This is a genomic window from Streptomyces sp. NL15-2K, from assembly GCF_030551255.1.
Lineage (GTDB): Bacteria > Actinomycetota > Actinomycetes > Streptomycetales > Streptomycetaceae > Streptomyces.
The window spans coordinates 9,853,877-9,869,181 of sequence record NZ_CP130630.1 but is presented as its reverse complement, the minus strand read 5'-3'; the positions used below and the strand labels follow the sequence as shown (position 1 = coordinate 9,869,181).

Below are 15,305 nucleotides of genomic sequence, written 5' to 3'. Positions count from 1 at the left end.
ACATGTACACCAGGACAGAAGCGGAACCGCTGCTCGAACGGGTGGACGCGCTCGCCGATACGCTGCGGCCGACGGCCGACGACGTGGACAGGGGCACAGCGAGCGCACACGAGGGCTACCAGGCGGTGCGCGAGGCCGGACTGCTCAGGCTGCTCATTCCCGCGAAGAACGGGGGTGAAGGCGCGTCCTTCCTCGAACACACCAGGGTGCTGGAGACGCTGGCCACAGGCGACGCCGCCATCGCGTTGGGCTTCAACATGCACAACGTGGCCATCGGCTCCCTCTGTGAGACGGCGGACACGCCCTTGCCCGACGCTGCGGAGGAGTTCCGCGCGTGGGTGTTCTCCGAGATCGTCAACCACGGGCGGATGTTCGCCTCTGCCGTCTCCGAATCCGGTAGCGGTGCGAGGTTGCGAGAGATCCGCACGAGTTACCGGAAGACGAATGCGGGTTACGTGCTGGACGGCGAGAAGTCCTTCGTCTCGCTCGCCGGAGTCGCCGACTACTACGTCGTGGCCGCGCGGCACGAGGATTCCGAAGAGCACGACGAGGTGTCCCACTTCGTCGTGTCGGCCGACGACGCCGGGGTGTCATTCGGCCGGTTCTGGGACGGTGCGGCGTTGCGCGGCACCGAAACCGCGACGATGACGATGACGGGCGTCGAGGTCCCGCGCGGTCGGCTGTTCCTCGGGGTCGAAGGCATGTCGCTGTTCAAGCTCGTACGCGAGCCGCACTGGATGACCGCCGGGTACATGGGCGCATACCTCGGGATAGCGGAAGCCGTACGGCGGTTCGTGTTGGACACACTCGCCGGGGACGATCGCCGCCGCGGCTCGGCGACGGTGCAGGCGGACATCGGCCGGCTGTGCGTCGAGATCGAGGCCACGCGAGCGCTGGTCCATGGGGCAGCCCGCCTCGTGGACGCACAGCGAGGCAGTCTGGAGGCCAACACGGCGGTGTACGCGGCCAAGTACCGCGTCGGTGAGCTGGGGCCCAGGGTCGCGGCCGAGGCGGTACGGCTCTGCGGCTCCCGCGCCCTGCACGCGGGCAGTCCGCTGCAACGGCTCGCGCGGGAGGCCCAGTTCTGCGCGGTCATGCCCGCCACATCCGCGGACTGCCTGGCGTACGTGGGAAAGGCGGCCCTCGGCTTCGACGTGTTCGACGCACGCAACCTGGACTGGTGAGGCGACGTGCTGCGCCTTGACCTGACCGGCGGCGAGGTCGAATGCCGGCTGATCGACGGTGACCCGGATCTCGAACCGCTCGTGTTCCTCCACGAGGGGCTCGGCTGCGCCGCGATGTGGTCGCGGTTTCCGGACGTTGTCGCCAAGGAGACGAGACGGTCCGCTCTCGTGTACTCACGGCACGGGCACGGCGGCTCGGCACCGCCCGCGACCGCGCGCTCCACGAGCTACCTGCACGACGAAGCCGATCACGTACTGCCCGAAGTGCTGGCACGGCTGTCGCTGCGCCGGCCGATCCTGATCGGGCACAGCGACGGAGCCTCGATCGCTCTCCTTGCCGCCGGCAGGCTCCCCACCGCCGCTGTGGTCGCGATCGCGCCGCACGTCTTCGTCGAGCCCGAAACCCTGGGGGGCATCGCCAGGGCCAGGTGCCGGTTCAGCAGCGGCGGACTCGCTGAAAGGCTGGCGGTCTTCCACGACGACCCGGACACCGTCTTCCGGTCGTGGTCGGAGGTCTGGCTCTCCCCGCAGTTCGCCGACTGGAACATCGAAGACCGTTTGCAGGACATCTCGTGTCCCGTTCTCCTGGTGCAGGGAACACAGGACGAGTACGGCACTCTCGGCCAGCTCGACGCGATCGCGAGGGGGGTCAACGGGCCGATCAGTCGCGCCGAGCTGGCGGGTTGTGGTCACTCACCGCACCTGGAACAGCCCGCGACCACGCGGGACATCGTGGTCAGGTTCCTGCGTACGTCGTCGGAGCTGGAGCACCGGTCCCCACGATCCGGCCTGCCGACATGACCAGCACGCGGTCGGCGTGTTCGGCGACCAGGTTCGCGTCGTGCGTGATGAGCAGGACGGAGAGGTCGAGCTCGCGGCGCAGCGTGTCGAGCAGGTCCATCACAGTGGCCGCGGTGGAGGTGTCCAGCGCGGAGGTGATCTCGTCGCAGACCAGTATCTCGGGGCGGGCGGCGAGGGCTCTGGCCAGATTGACCCGCTGACGTTCGCCGCCGGAGAGTTGGCCAGGGCGCCGGTTCGCGATGTCCTCCGCCAGCCCCACCCGTGCCAGCAGCTCGGTGACTTCGGCGTCGCCGGTCTGCTTGTCCAGCCGTCGTGCGCCACGCAGCGGCCGCTGAAGCGCCGCGCGAACCGTTTCGCGTGGGTTGAGTGCACCCGCGGAGTCCTGGGCGACGAACTGGATGGCACGGCGCTGCTGAGCTGACCGTCTCCGGTTGTCCGCTGCCAGTGGTTGATCGTCGAGACGGATGGTGCCGGTGGACGGGCGGTGCAGGCCGATCAGGCAGCGAGCGGTGGTTGACTTGCCACTGCCGGAAGGCCCGACCAGGGCGAGACAACCGCCTGCGGGAATGCCGAAGGACACTCGTTCCAGCACGGTCGTGCGGCCGTGGCGTGCGGATACGTCTTCCATGACGAGCCGCGGCGGCCGTTCGACATCGGTCACGGGAGCCCGGCGATGCGGCACGCCGGCTGTGGCCGACGCAGGGCCGGTACTCACCAATGTGCCCTTGCTCATCACCGCGACGCGGTGGGCGAGTGCGGACACCAGCCCCGGGTTGTGGCTGACCAGTACGGTGGCGGTCTCTCCGTCCGCGAGGAGAGTGCCGAGCAGGCGTTGTACGTCGCGGGCCGTGGCCGCGTCCAGCATGCTGGTCGGTTCGTCCAGTACCAGCAGTCGGGGACTGCCGCACAGCGCGATGGCCAGCGCGACCCGCTGGGCCTGGCCGCCGGAGAGCTGGTGGGGGTAGCGCTTGAGGAAGTCGTCGCCCGTCGGCAGTTCCATGCGCTCGAAAAGCCGGCGGACGTCGCGGCGTACATCTCCGTCCTCCCGGCCGGGCAGGCGCCGGCGCGTGGTCTCGACGAGCAGGCCACCGATGCGGCGGGCCGGGTTCAGCGCCGCGATCGGGTCCTGACCGAGGTAGGACACGAACCGCCCGCGCAGCGAGGGAGTGACAAAAGGGTCGGTGCCCGCGACCCGGACCGTTCCGGACCTGAGCGTCAGCCCGGGCTTGAGATAACCGAGCAGGCTGAGGGCGACCGTCGTCTTGCCCGAGCCCGAGGCGCCGACGAGGCCGAGCACCTCACCCCGGGCGACACTCAGCCGGACCGAGTCCACGACATCCGGCCCGCCGCTCTCCGGCCCGATGCACAGGTTCTCGATGTCCGCGACCGCGTCGGTCATGTGTCCCCCCTGTCGATCCGGTGGGCGAGTTCGTCGGTGAGCAGGTTGACCGCGACGGTGAACACCACGAGCAGTACGGTCGGTACGACGAGCGGCCACACCGTCAGTGACGCGCCCGGGAGGTTCTCCGCCACCATTCGGCCCCAGTTGGCTGCCGGTGCCCCGGCGCCGAGCCCCAGAAAGCCGGCCGTGGAGGTCAGGTAGACCGCGGCGACGAAGCGCAGGCCGGTGTCGGCGAGCACGGGACGAAGGATGTTCGGCAGGATGTCCCTGACCAGCACCGTCAGCTTGCTGTCCCCTCTGGACAGTGCGACCTCGACATAGCCGGTGGTGACCACCTGCTGGGCGGCTGCCCGCACCACCCGTGCCGAGAGCGGGGCCGTGGTGAGAGCGACCGCGAGCAGCACGGCCAGGTCGCTGCCGGGAAAGCCGGTGGCGAGCACGAGAAGCAGCAGAACGGCGGGGATGACCACGAGCACGTCGAGCCCCCGGAACAGCAGCTCACCGCTGCGACGCCGCGCCAGCGCGGACAGCACCCCGAGGACGAGGCCCAAGGTGGTGGCCAGCACGGTCGCGCCGGTCGCGAGCGCCACGACGATCCAGCCACCGGCCAGTACCCGGTTCAGCACGTCTCGGCCCAGGACGTCGGTGCCCAGCAGGTGCCCACCACCGGGTGGCAGAAAGGGCACGCCGACCGACGCCGTGTGTGAACCGGCCAGGAAAGGGCCCAGCAGTGCGAGGGCGACCACGGCCGTCGCGGCTGCCCCCGCGAGCCACAGGACCGGACGGCCATGACGGCCCGTCATGACGGTGCTCCGGCGGAAGCCGTGCGCTGGGCGGGTGTGAGCAGCCTGGTCACCAGGTCCGCGAAGAGCAGAACCAGCAGGGTGATCGCGCACAGGGTGAGGGCGATGCCCTGCACGAGCGGGACATCCCGGGCCGCGACCGCGCTCCGCAGTGTGCTGCCCACGCCGGGATACTGGAAGATCGACTCCACGACGGCGGTGCCGCCGATCATGCCACCGGTGCTCACCGCGAGGGCCTGCACGGTCGGGGCGAGCGCATTGGGCAGCACGTGCCGGATGACCAGTGCCCATCCTCGTACTCCGGAGAGCCTCGCCGACTCGATGTACGGGGTGGCCAGCACGTCGGCCACCGAGGCTCTGATCAGCCGGGCGACGGCTGCGGTGGCGAGCACAGCCAGCGTCAGCACGGGGAGGACCAGGGTTTCCGGCACGTCGAGCGGGCTGGTGCCGGGCGGCACCAGGGAGACCGCCGGGACCAGACCAAGGCCTACGGCGACAAGGGACAGCAGGAGCCCGGCCAGGAGGAACTCGGGCATCCCGATGGCACCGAGCAGCAGGACAGAGATCATGCGGTCAGCCGACCGACCACGCCGACCGCCGACCGAGCCGAACCCGGCGGCCGCACCGAGCAACACCCCACATGGGACGGCCAGCAGGTACACCAGACCGACCAGCAGGAGGCTCGCGGGTATGCGGTCGGCCAGGACGTCGCTGACGTCCCGGCTCCCGAGGTAGGCGGTGCCCAGATCGCCGCAGGCCGCGTCGGCGATCCACTCCGCGTATCGCTGGGCCGCCGGTTGATCCAGACCGAGCTCGGTGCGGACCTTCGCGACCTGCTCCGCGGACGCGCCGGTCCCAGCGATCGCTCCGGCGGCGTCGCCCGGAAGGATCTCGGTGGCAGCGAAGATCACCACGGAGAGCGCGAGGAGAGCAACCAACGTGCCCAGCAGTCGGAGCAGGACGAACCGGCCCCAGCCCGTGGCGGTGTCCGTCATTGCAGCGAAGCCTCGGCGAAACTCGGGAACTGCTCGAACAGACCCTTCTCGACACCGATGAGGTTGGGCACTTGGGCGCTGACGTCCGGCTTGAACACCGGAATGACGGCGTTTCCCTCGTCCCACAGCGTGCGCTGGATTTCATGGTTCAGGGCGTTGGCCTTGGCACCAGGAGTGGACCTGGCGGCGACCACCTTGCGGTCGATGTCAGGCCGGTTCCAGCCGAAGGCGTAGGGGTTCCCGGCGCCGGAGGTGATCTGGTAGTAGAGCAAGGCCGGCGCCGGAGGCCCGTAGTTGCCGACGAAGGGAAGCCTGGCGTAAGCGGCCGGGTCGGCGAAGAGCTGCCCCGCGGGCAGTTCGCGGAGCTTCACGGTCACACCGATGTTCTTGAGCTGCTCCGCGTACAACGTGGCGGTCTCCACCATCCCCGGCAACTCCGGGCCGGTGGTCAAAGTGACGGACAGCTTCTCCGCGCCGGCCTGGCGCAGCAGTGACCTTGCCTGGTCGGGGTCGTGCGGCCGCTGCTCGATGGTGCGGTCGTAATCGGGAAAGCCCTGCGAGAAGAGGTCATTGCCGAGCGTTCCCCGCCCGAAGAGGACAGTGTCAAGGATCTGCTGCCGGTCGACGGCGAGTTTGAAGGCCCTGCGCACTCGCGGATCGTTGAACGGCAGCGCCGACATGTTGAGGGAGAACGTCAGCGCCGTCACCGAGGGCGGGCGCGACTCGGTGATCTTCATCGAGGTGTCTCCTTGCAAGGTGCGCACCTGCGCCGGAGACAACTGATGGACGAAGTCGGCCTGTTTGCCGCGCAGGGCGTTCAGCCGGGCCTCGGCGTCGGAGATGGACAGCAGCTCCAGGCCGTCGAGATACGGCCCTTTGCCGCCCGGGGCCCGGAAGTTGTCGTTTCGGACGAGTGTGGCGCCGCGTCCTGCCTCGAACTCGGTGAGCCGGAACGGCCCGGAAGTCGGCATGTTCGCGGTGAACTCCTTGGTCCCCTCCTTGAACACAAGGTTGGTTCCGAAGCAGAGCAAGGTGCGTCCGTCGGTGACGGGCCGAGAGGTCGGCAACACCAGGGTGTGGTCGTTCTCCACGCGAGCGGCGTCGAGATCGAAGTCCGCGGCGAAGAGCTTGTACGTCGGTGTAGTGGCGTTGCGCGCCACGTAGTCCAGCGAGTAGATCACGTCGCGTACGGTCAGCTTGGAGCCGTCGGAGAAAGTCAGCCCCGGCCGGAGCCGGAGGGTGTATCGGGACAGGTCCGGCGCGATGTCGATCCCGGAGAGAACGTTGTAGCGGACACCCTCCGGTGCGCCGGGGTCCAGGTCGCCCAGGGACGCGTGCAAGGCCCTGGCGCGTGAGAAGTCGAGCGCAGTCGACCCGCGGTACGGGTTGAGGGTCTCGGCGGCGCCACCGCCAACGAATGCGGCGCGAAGCGTGCCGCCTCGTCTGGGCGGGCCTGAGGACCTCGCCGATGAGGCGGTCTCGCTGGACGAACAAGAGGTAGTGGCGGACATGGCGCCGGCCGTTGCCATCACCCAAGCGCCTGCGCGCAGCGCTTGCCGACGGGTCAGTCCACCTGCCATGAGATCAGCCTCTCGCTCGCCTGTGCGCACCACATGCCACAACCAACTTAATGAAAACGATTTTCAAGATAGAGGCGAGGAGTGAGTCCCGTCAACTCCTCTGCGGCCATAGGGCGTTCGGTGGCGGATCTTATGGCGAGGTTCGCCTTGACGGCGGCCTCCGGAAGACAGGCCTCGGCGGTTGCAGGCCAGGCACGTTTCGCTTGTCCCGGCATCAGGAGACGGTCGGACCTGCCGCTTGGTCGCCTCGGGCTGCGGGCCGCTTCTCAACTCTCGGCTCGTGCTGCTTGCACCATCCGTAAGGGGTCGGGCCCCGGCTTGTACACCGACAGCGTGACAGGGCCGACGAGTTCGGTGTCTGGAGCACCTGGACCTTGGCCTGCGTGACACACCGGCCGCCGCGGCCACGCGGGCAACGGGGGACTGCTTTCCGCGCCCGGAAACGCATGGACTTCACATGCATGGATCGCCATATGTTAATGTCGCCACGCACGGCCTGCGGAGCACGAGCCACAGGCAACCCAAGAGCGCGACCAGGAGCACGAGATGACCACCGCCACCGAACACCGCACGCACGACAGTCACACCCACACCCACGGCGAGGGCTGTGGCCACGTCGCCATCCCGCACGGCGACCACACCGACTACGCCCACGACGGCCACCTCCACCGCGTCCACGAGGACCACGTCGACGAGTGTGCGAAGACCGGCCACGCCAGCCACGAGGGCCACACTCACGAGCACGGCGAGGGCTGTGGCCACGTCGCCGTACCGCACGAGGACCACGTCGACTACGTGCACGACGGCCACCGTCACGCCGCCCACGACGGACACTGGGACGACCACTGAACCGGGGCACCTTCGGCAAAACGGAACGGCAACCGAAAACCGTTGCCACATGCTAATGTGCGCATGTGACGACCACTCCACCCTCTTCGACGGCCTTGACGGACGAGCCGCTACGCGACCTGCAGGCCGCCAGTGACCTACTGAAGGCGCTGGCGTCCCCCGTGCGCCTCGGCATCGTGCGCGAGCTGTCCCAGGGCGGAAAGTACGTCCACGAACTGGTCGCCGCCCTCGGGGTGAGCCAGCCGCTGGCCTCCCAGCACCTTCGGGTCCTGCGCAACTCCCGCATCGTGACGACTCGACGGCAAGCTCGCGAGATCCAGTACTGCCTCACCGACGACCACGTCGCCCACATCGTGCTGGACGCCATCCGGCACGCACAGGAGTAGCCCGGCGCCGTCGCGCACCACGGCGCCGGGCATCTCTTGTTAATCGGATCCATTTTCATTAATGTCGCCCCCACTCGTGAGAGCTGGGGAGGCGGTCATGACGCAGCGCGGCGCAGACCTGGGCACGGTCCAGGAAACCCTTCTGATCCCGCTGTACGGCCGGGCGGTGGAGAGCCGCAAGGAGGACGCGATCCTCGCCGACCCCCGCGCCGAGGAGATCGTCGCGGCGATCGACTACGGCTTCGCCCGCTTCGACGATCTACCCAGCCTGACCGGTGCGGTCCTGCGCACCAGCTTGTTCGACCGCTGGGTGACCGACTTCCTCGCCGTCCATCCCGCCGGCACCGTGGTGGAGATCGGCACGGGCCTCAACACCCGCTATGAACGCGCCGACAACGGCCGGGCCCGCTGGTTCGAGCTCGATCTGCCCGACGTGATCGAGCTGCGCCGCGCCTTCTTCGCCGACACGTCACGCCGCACGATGATCGCCGCGTCGGTCACGGACGAGGCGTGGGCGAAGACCGTCGCCGCGGACTCCGGCGGCCCGTACTTCTTCGCCGCGGAAGCCGTGCTGCCCTTCCTCACCGAGGTGGACGTCCACCACGTCATCGACCTGCTGGCCAGGCACTTCCCCGGCTCGACGCTGGCCCTCGACACCGCCGGCCCCGGCATCGTCGGCACCCAGGACCAGCACGACGCGCTCAGCAAGGTGGAGGCCCGGATGCAGTGGACCTGCGCCGATCCGGCGGGGCTCGCCGAGTGGCGGCCCGGAGCCCAGGTACTGGCCTCCCACACGCTCAGCAGCCTTCCCGCCCCGATGTACGACGAACTTCCGGCCGCCACCCAGGAGATGCTGAGCGGTCTCGCCGCGCAGTATCTGCCTCAGGTCGAGGAGTACCGGCTCAGCCTGGTCCGCCTGCCCTGACGCACACGGTCACCGGGTACCGGCACTGCCAAGGAGCGGGTCCGGGACCGTGGTCCAGCCCTCCTGGCCCAGTGACAGCTCGGCATCGGTGAGCAGGGCCGCGTCCAGTGCCGAGCGGATCGCCGGCCCGTCGAGGCTGGTTCCGGTCAGGGTGATCTCGTTGCGGCGTTCGCCGTAGTAGTCGTCCCAGAACCAGGAGGCAAAGGCGCGCCGCTGCGGGGATACGGCCTGCCAGGCGCGCGCGTCCGCCGACTCCAGCCAGCGGTCCGCCTCCCTCAACTCCAGGTGGGCCCCGGCCGAACGCCAGGTCACGACGGAGTCGGGACGGCTGCACAGCCGCAGGTGGCCCCGGCCGCGGACAACACCGCGCATCGCGACGGGGAGCGCGTCCGCCAGCCGCCCGGGGTGCAGGGGGCGGCGGGACCGCCAGAGCACCGTCTCCACTCCTCGGCCGGCGCCGTATCGCGTAGCGGGAACCGTCACCGGCTCAAGTCGCGCCTTCCACTCACCCTCGGCGTCAGGAGGCGCGGCCCGGACGAGCGAGGCCGGCAGCTCGGGCCCGGCTCCGTCGATGTCCGGAGGTGTTACGAGGCGGGCACGTGGGTTGAGCTGGGAGGCCAACGCGGCCGCGACAGACGCCTGTTCGCCGTCGCCGCCCGCGGGAGCCGGCACGAGCAGTACGTCCGCCGCCTCCACCTGCCGAACGGCGGCCTCGGCCGGGCTCAGGGCCTCACCGCACTCACATCCGCTCCACAGCCGTACCGCCTGATGAACGCAACCGACGTCCACCATGAACGACGACGCCTCGACTCCGACCACCACGGGTGCACTGATCGCCGAACAGCTCACCTGGTTGCCCTCCTGGCAGGCCGGGGCAGCGAACGGGTTGAGCACCCCGTCCACGTCGAGCAGAAGCAACGGACGTTCCACCGGTTTCCCCGTGCATCCTCAGACGACTGGATGGCCTACCGCGACGGTTCCCCTCCCAGGGCCAGGTGGGGCCAGACGAGACTGGAACACCCAAACGCTCCCCCTACATCCGCCAGGGGGCCGACTCAAGCCGGAAAACATGGCCAACTTGGAGCATTGAAGCCACTCGTCAGCCCCGGAACCCCCGAGTCGCTCTGCGATGCCTACCCGCTCACCCGGTGGGCCGCGCGACTGAGCGCCTCGACAACGAGGCGCAGATGCCAATCACCGAGCCGGCAGTAGACGCTCGACCTCGTCATGCAATTTCCGCGTGCGGGCGGACCGTTGAGGACCACGCGGCCCGACCGGCACTCCCACTCCGTACCAACCCTCATCCACCCCGGCCCTCTGCCCGAGAAGCGCACGCTTAGCCACCTACTACTGCTCGGCTGACGGAAGCCCTGCCACCAGCCGCCCATGAGAAACAGGTCGACGAGAACCTCCTGATCAGCGGGGCGCACCCACTTTGACTAGCGCACCCACCCATACATGAGCTAACGTTCATATGGTTATGGATTTCATTTTCATCTGATTCGGGTACGGCACTAGGAGGTTGGTGTGAGCGACCCGACGACCCAACAGCGGCCCACCCGGCAGCGGTCGGCCCTTCTGGAAGCCTTGGCGAACTGCCGCGACTTCGTCTCCGCTCAGGATCTGCACGCACGCATGACCACCGACGGCACACGGATCGGGCTGACCACCGTGTACCGAGGACTGCGGGACCTGGAGGCCGCGGACGCGGTCGACGTCGTCCAAGCTGGCGCCGGTGAACGGCTGTACCGGTGGCGGCCAGGCGACGGCCACCGCCACTACCTCATCTGCCGCGCCTGCGGCAGCAGTCGGCCAGTGGACTCCGAGGTCGTCGAGGAGTGGGCCGGGCGGATCGCCTCCGACTCCGGATTCGCCGCGGTAGAGCACACCGTCGAACTCACCGGCGTCTGCGCCGACTGCCAACCCGCCACCGATTGAGGAGAGGTGCCGACATGCCCCTGGGATTCGGGCCAGGAAACCCCGCCGCACCGAGCCCGCACCTGCGCGAGCTGAAGGAGATCGTGCGCGCTGTGCTGGACCTCGACGACGACACCGCCGTCGTGATTCGCCAGCTCACCTGCACCGAACCGGGCTGCCCGCCCCTGGAGACGGTCGTCGGCGTGCTCCCCATGAACGGACCGCCCCGCCGCTGGACCCTGCACCAGCCCACCGACGAGATCACCGAGGACGACCTCAAGGCCGCCCTGCTCACCACCACACCCGAAGGAGCCTGACCCTGATGACGACCACCGAAGCGACGCCGGCGGGCGCACAAGTCGACAAGCGAGTACCCGTCACCGTCCTGACCGGCTTCCTCGGCTCCGGCAAGACCACTCTGCTCAACCGGATCCTCACCGAACACCACGGCCTCAGGATCGCCGTGATCGAGAACGAGTTCGGCGAGATCGGCATCGACGACGCCCTCGTCCTCGACTCCGAGGAAGAGATCTTCGAGATGAACAACGGCTGCATCTGCTGCACCGTCCGAGGAGACCTCATCCGCATCCTGGGCGCCCTGATGCGCCGCCGCGAGAAGTTCGACCACATCCTCATCGAGACCACGGGCCTCGCCGACCCCGCGCCCGTCGCCCAGACCTTCTTCATGGACGACGAGATCGCCGCCCAGCTGCGCCTGGACGCCATCGTCACCCTCGTCGACGCCGCCCACGTCCTCCAGCACCTGGACGAGGTCAAGCCCGAGGGCGTGGAGAACGAGGCCGTCGAGCAGGTCGCCTTCGCCGACCGCATCGTGCTCAACAAGACCGACCTGGCCGACGAGGCGACCCTCGCCGAGGTCGAGGCGCGGGTGAAGGCGATCAACGCCCCGGTGCAGATCCTGCGCGCCCGCAACGCCGAGGTCGATCTGAAGCAGATCCTCGACGTCGGCGCCTTCGACCTGGACCGGGTTCTCAAGGACGACCCGTCCTTCCTCACCGAGACCGAGCACCAGCACGACACCACCGTCACCTCCGTCGGCATCGAACTCGACGGCGAGGTCGACGACCGCCGCCTCAACGCCTGGCTCGGCACCCTGCTGCGCACCAAGGGCGCCGACATCTTCCGCTCCAAGGGCATCCTCGCCATCGCCGGTTCCAGCAGGCAGTACGTCTTCCAGGGCGTCCACATGCTGCTGATGGGCGAGGAGGGCGCCCCGTGGCGGGCCGACGAACCCCGCCGCAACCGGCTGGTCTTCATCGGCCGCAACCTCGACCGCGACGAACTGGAGCGCGGCTTCGCCGACTGCCTGGCCACCGCGGGAGCCGCCGCGTGAGCATCACCGCCCCCGACCAGGCACTGACCCTCGCCTGGGAGATCACCATCGACGACGCACCCGTCGCGCTCAGCGCACGCGGCGACCTCGTGGCCGTCGCCGGGGCCGAGGGCACGGTACGAGTCCTCGATGCCGCCATGGGCGCCGAGACAGGAGCACTCGACCTGCCCGGCGGCACCCTGAAGGTGCGACTATCCCCAGCTGCCGGTCACTTGGCGGTCACCGGACCGATGGGGTACGCGCTATGGCGGCGCTCGGACGGCCGCACCGTCGTACGCGAATCCGGCGCCTGGTCCTCCGCCGCAGCCTGGGCCAACGACGAGCGAGTCGCGGTCGCCTCCGGACGCATGGCGCTCGTACTCGACGCGGACGGCGACGAGTTGTGGCGAACGGAGCCCGCCGCGTCCACCGTCACCGACCTGGCCTGGCTGCGCCGGGGACGGCGGCTGGCCGTGGCCGCGTACGGGGCGGTGCGCGGCCACGAGCGCCACACTGCCCAGCCTGTCGTCACCTACCCCTACATCGGCTCGCACCTCGCGCTCGCCGTCGCCCCGACCGAGAAGTGGATCTGCAGCGGCAACCAGGACGCCTCCATCCACATCTGGCGCACCCGCGACGGCAGCGAACTGACCATGTCCGGCTACCCGGAGAAGGTCTCCCGCCTCGCCTTCGACGACACCGGCCGCTGGCTCGCCGCCGACGGCGCCCCCGACCTGACGGTCTGGGACTTCTCCGGCAAGGGCCCCGCCGGCACCGCCCCGCGCCAACTGCGCTGCCACGAGACGATCACCGCGCTCGCCTGGCGGCCGGGCCCCGCCGGACACCTCGCCAGCGGCGGCCACGACGGAACCGTAGCCCTGTGGCACGCCACCGCCGGACAGCCCGCCAACCGACTACGGCCAGTGCGCACGCTGGACGACGTCCACTCGGCGGTCGCCGCGCTGGCCTGGGCCGGACCGCACCTGCTGATCGCCGCCCACCGCGACGGCCGCATACGGGCCTACGGCCTGCCCTCACGGACGGCACTGTGAACCGGCCGGTGCAATGGTCAGTGGTCAGTGCCGCGAACCGCCCGTGCACCCTGGTCGTCTGCCGCGGCTGCTGCTGCGGTAGCGCACCGCGTCGATCATCTGCCGGTGGCAGTAGCCCTCCGGACGCCCGCCCCGGCCCGCCAGCCATCCCGGCACCGGCAGCAGGTCCCGCACGAGTGCCCACTCTGCATCGCTTATGTCCGAGCCGTACCGGGGCCGGCGCTCCGGCCGGTCGGCCGCGTTCCCGAACCTGTGGGCGAGACAGTCACACCCAGGAGTGGACAGACTGGACCCGGCAACCGCGACCACGCGACACTTCGACAACAGGGCCTCTTGCTCCTCGCTGGACTCGACAACCGCGAGCTACCAAGAGGCCCTTCTGTCATGCCTCCGCACCGGCCAACTCACCCGATCCAGCACTCCGTTCGAATCGGGCCGACCATGCGAACGGATAGAGAACAGCCAGTCAGGCGACCACTCTTTGTCGAGGACTCAGGCTTCTACATCGAAGAGTTCGGCGGCTGGCCGGGGCCCATGGTCAAGCAAGCCCTCGAAGCCTTCGGATCGGTTGGGCTTACACATCTCGCAGACCTTACGGAGAACCGGGCATGCCGGTTCGCGAGTGCCGCCGTCTACGTCGATGAGCAGGGTGATCTCCACACCTTCGCGGACGACTCCCGGAAGCCGGGCTCCATCGCCGCTACCCCGGATCGCGGCCATGGACCACGGTCTTGGTCGGACCTTTGGTCGATCTTCGTTCCAGAGGGCGCCACAGCGACCCTCGCGGCGCTGCCCCCTGCCGAGCAGGAGCAAGTGTTTGCCGAGTGGGCGAAGTGTTCCATCGTCGCAGCCCTGGGACAATGGCTTGCCCGGGCCCATTGACGCTGCGGCGGTGATCACCTCAGAGGACAGGAAGACAGGCGCCCGTGGTTGAGTATGGTCGACCGCCCATCGCTCGGATGCTGCTGGCTCCTTGGCACCTCTGGACAGTGCGGCAGGGTAGACGACAAGGTGCGCACACTCGCGCTCAGCAGCCGCCGCGGCCACGTTAGCCGTGACGGTCACCTCCATGGACTTGACCCGTTCTTGCTAGCGTCAGGGAACAGCACGCAAGGAGCTTTATGACAACCCCATCACCCACAGTCGCCCCTGTCGATTTACGCGTTCAGCCAGTCGATGAAGCCCTCGTACGCGTGGAGCGTGCTCTTGGCGTGCGCGTGGCCCCGGAGACGGTGGTCCGGAAGCGCCGAACGGTTGGTGCGCGGACGGACCGCAACACCTGGGTGCGGATCGAGCGACGCCCGCTCGAAAAGGTCACGGGGCAGGGCTGGAACGGCACGGAGTGTGCCGCACTTCTGGACGGTATCGCGAAGCCTGCTTGGCTCCAGGGCCTGTCGTGGAGCGACCCGGCAGGAGCGGCGATGTGGCGTGCCGACGAGACCGAGCTGCTGCCTGGAGAACCGGTGGATCCGAATTCCGTGTTGGCGCTTCCAGATGAGTGGTGGGAGGCGCTGAACACTTCGCTGGATGCCCTGACCGCCCACCACACAACGCGTATTGCGACACCGGACACCGTTGCGATCACTCAGGTCGGAGTCACTGAGGCGATCAAAGCAACGTTCCGGGAGGTCTCTGATACGACGATCAGGGAGTGGTCTCCGGCGCACGCGGACCTGAACTGGGCGAACGTGACTGCGTCACGGTTCTGCTTGTTCGACTGGGAGGACTGGGGGATGGCTCCCCGGGGCCTGGATGCGGCATGGCTATGGGGGAACTCCCTCGCCTTCCCGGAAGTGGCTGAGCGTGTACGGCGTGAGCGAAGCCAGGATTTGGAGAGCCGGGACGGCAAGCTCATGTCGCTGTTCTTCTGCACGAATATCCTCGGCCCCCATGCCTATCCGGACGACCCCCGGCGGGGCCTTGCCCAGAGTGAGACGAAGCGCATCGTGGCAGAGCTGCAGGCGGGCTAACGAAGCCGCCCAGGGATCTGTTGCACAAGTGGCTTCCCAATGGAGAAGTCAAGCCGTCTGGGGTGGGTCGTAAACCCCTTTGAGACGGTCGCGATCTCTCCTATGTTG

At 68.8% G+C, this 15,305-nt stretch carries 16 protein-coding genes; 11 read left to right on the top strand and 5 right to left on the bottom strand.

Annotation, left to right across the window (positions count from 1 at the left end; genetic code table 11):
- Positions 1-2 precede the first annotated feature (2 nt).
- Complete coding sequence (locus Q4V64_RS43890) at positions 3-1,184, top strand: acyl-CoA dehydrogenase family protein (protein ID WP_124438074.1); 1,182 nt, start codon at positions 3-5, stop codon at positions 1,182-1,184.
- Positions 1,185-1,190: 6 nt separating this feature from the next.
- Positions 1,191-1,985, top strand: coding sequence for an alpha/beta hydrolase (locus Q4V64_RS43885; RefSeq protein WP_124438075.1), 795 nt, complete (start codon positions 1,191-1,193; stop codon positions 1,983-1,985).
- On the opposite strand, the gene Q4V64_RS43880 is transcribed toward Q4V64_RS43885, so the two are convergent.
- From Q4V64_RS43880 to Q4V64_RS43865, 4 genes are read right to left on the bottom strand one after another with little or no spacing between them, the layout of a single operon-like run.
- On the bottom strand, positions 1,921-3,384 hold the full coding sequence (locus Q4V64_RS43880; RefSeq protein WP_124438076.1) for an ABC transporter ATP-binding protein: 1,464 nt from the start codon (positions 3,382-3,384) through the stop codon (positions 1,921-1,923). The two genes, Q4V64_RS43885 and Q4V64_RS43880, sit on opposite strands and share 65 nt — an antisense overlap.
- The gene (locus tag Q4V64_RS43875; RefSeq protein ID WP_124438077.1) at positions 3,381-4,190 is read right to left on the bottom strand and encodes an ABC transporter permease subunit; all 810 of its coding nucleotides are present in this window, start codon (positions 4,188-4,190) and stop codon (positions 3,381-3,383) included. The genes Q4V64_RS43880 and Q4V64_RS43875 overlap by 4 nt, the downstream gene beginning before the upstream one ends.
- A complete protein-coding gene (locus Q4V64_RS43870; protein ID WP_124438078.1) occupies positions 4,187-5,185 on the bottom strand; it encodes an ABC transporter permease in 999 nt (332 codons plus the stop codon). The genes Q4V64_RS43875 and Q4V64_RS43870 overlap by 4 nt, the downstream gene beginning before the upstream one ends.
- On the bottom strand, positions 5,182-6,765 hold the full coding sequence (locus Q4V64_RS43865) for an ABC transporter substrate-binding protein (RefSeq protein ID WP_124438079.1): 1,584 nt from the start codon (positions 6,763-6,765) through the stop codon (positions 5,182-5,184). The genes Q4V64_RS43870 and Q4V64_RS43865 overlap by 4 nt, the downstream gene beginning before the upstream one ends.
- 546 nt (positions 6,766-7,311) lie before the next feature.
- Here Q4V64_RS43865 and Q4V64_RS43860 point away from each other — a divergent pair.
- The 3 genes from Q4V64_RS43860 to Q4V64_RS43850 all read left to right on the top strand — a co-directional run bounded on the left by Q4V64_RS43860 (position 7,312) and on the right by Q4V64_RS43850 (position 8,925).
- Positions 7,312-7,614: a hypothetical protein gene (locus Q4V64_RS43860; protein WP_124438080.1), complete on the top strand. Its 303-nt coding sequence runs from the start codon at positions 7,312-7,314 to the stop codon at positions 7,612-7,614.
- A gap of 65 nt (positions 7,615-7,679) precedes the next feature.
- A complete protein-coding gene (locus tag Q4V64_RS43855) occupies positions 7,680-8,000 on the top strand; it encodes a metalloregulator ArsR/SmtB family transcription factor (protein WP_124438081.1) in 321 nt (106 codons plus the stop codon).
- 97 nt (positions 8,001-8,097) lie between these two features.
- The gene (locus Q4V64_RS43850; protein WP_124438082.1) at positions 8,098-8,925 is read left to right on the top strand and encodes a class I SAM-dependent methyltransferase; all 828 of its coding nucleotides are present in this window, start codon (positions 8,098-8,100) and stop codon (positions 8,923-8,925) included.
- 9 nt (positions 8,926-8,934) lie between these two features.
- Here the strand turns inward: Q4V64_RS43850 and Q4V64_RS43845 are convergent, their stop codons facing one another.
- On the bottom strand, positions 8,935-9,855 hold the full coding sequence (locus Q4V64_RS43845) for a GTP-binding protein (protein WP_124438083.1): 921 nt from the start codon (positions 9,853-9,855) through the stop codon (positions 8,935-8,937).
- Between the two features lie 597 nt (positions 9,856-10,452).
- On the opposite strand from Q4V64_RS43845, the gene Q4V64_RS43840 reads away from it, so the two are divergent.
- From Q4V64_RS43840 to Q4V64_RS43820, 6 genes are all read left to right on the top strand, one after another.
- Positions 10,453-10,863 carry a Fur family transcriptional regulator gene (locus Q4V64_RS43840; protein WP_124438084.1) on the top strand — a complete coding sequence of 137 codons (411 nt, stop codon included), beginning with the start codon at positions 10,453-10,455 and terminating at the stop codon, positions 10,861-10,863.
- A gap of 14 nt (positions 10,864-10,877) precedes the next feature.
- A complete protein-coding gene (locus tag Q4V64_RS43835; RefSeq protein WP_124438085.1) occupies positions 10,878-11,159 on the top strand; it encodes a hypothetical protein in 282 nt (93 codons plus the stop codon).
- 5 nt (positions 11,160-11,164) lie between these two features.
- Positions 11,165-12,196: a GTP-binding protein gene (locus tag Q4V64_RS43830; RefSeq protein ID WP_124438086.1), complete on the top strand. Its 1,032-nt coding sequence runs from the start codon at positions 11,165-11,167 to the stop codon at positions 12,194-12,196.
- Complete coding sequence (locus Q4V64_RS43825) at positions 12,193-13,227, top strand: hypothetical protein (RefSeq protein ID WP_124438087.1); 1,035 nt, start codon at positions 12,193-12,195, stop codon at positions 13,225-13,227. Before Q4V64_RS43830 ends, Q4V64_RS43825 begins: the two co-directional genes overlap by 4 nt.
- A gap of 384 nt (positions 13,228-13,611) precedes the next feature.
- Positions 13,612-14,109 (top strand): non-canonical purine NTP pyrophosphatase, encoded by a 498-nt coding sequence (locus Q4V64_RS55680; protein WP_124438088.1) that lies wholly within the window; start codon positions 13,612-13,614, stop codon positions 14,107-14,109.
- Between the two features lie 239 nt (positions 14,110-14,348).
- Complete coding sequence (locus tag Q4V64_RS43820) at positions 14,349-15,197, top strand: hypothetical protein (RefSeq protein WP_124438089.1); 849 nt, start codon at positions 14,349-14,351, stop codon at positions 15,195-15,197.
- The last annotated feature ends 108 nt before the right edge of the window (positions 15,198-15,305 follow it).

Excerpts from the sequence above, each read along its gene's own strand:
- Q4V64_RS43890 (WP_124438074.1), top strand. The coding sequence starts at position 3 with ATGTACACCAGGACAGAAGCGGAACCGCTGCTCGAACGGGTGGACGCG.
- Q4V64_RS43880 (WP_124438076.1), bottom strand. The coding sequence starts at position 3,384 with ATGACCGACGCGGTCGCGGACATCGAGAACCTGTGCATCGGGCCGGAG.
- Q4V64_RS43875 (WP_124438077.1), bottom strand. The coding sequence starts at position 4,190 with ATGACGGGCCGTCATGGCCGTCCGGTCCTGTGGCTCGCGGGGGCAGCC.
- Q4V64_RS43870 (WP_124438078.1), bottom strand. The coding sequence starts at position 5,185 with ATGACGGACACCGCCACGGGCTGGGGCCGGTTCGTCCTGCTCCGACTG.
- Q4V64_RS43865 (WP_124438079.1), bottom strand. The coding sequence starts at position 6,765 with ATGGCAGGTGGACTGACCCGTCGGCAAGCGCTGCGCGCAGGCGCTTGG.
- Q4V64_RS43860 (WP_124438080.1), top strand. The coding sequence starts at position 7,312 with ATGACCACCGCCACCGAACACCGCACGCACGACAGTCACACCCACACC.
- Q4V64_RS43850 (WP_124438082.1), top strand. The coding sequence starts at position 8,098 with ATGACGCAGCGCGGCGCAGACCTGGGCACGGTCCAGGAAACCCTTCTG.
- Q4V64_RS43835 (WP_124438085.1), top strand. The coding sequence starts at position 10,878 with ATGCCCCTGGGATTCGGGCCAGGAAACCCCGCCGCACCGAGCCCGCAC.
- Q4V64_RS43830 (WP_124438086.1), top strand. The coding sequence starts at position 11,165 with ATGACGACCACCGAAGCGACGCCGGCGGGCGCACAAGTCGACAAGCGA.
- Q4V64_RS55680 (WP_124438088.1), top strand. The coding sequence starts at position 13,612 with ATGCCTCCGCACCGGCCAACTCACCCGATCCAGCACTCCGTTCGAATC.
- Q4V64_RS43820 (WP_124438089.1), top strand. The coding sequence starts at position 14,349 with ATGACAACCCCATCACCCACAGTCGCCCCTGTCGATTTACGCGTTCAG.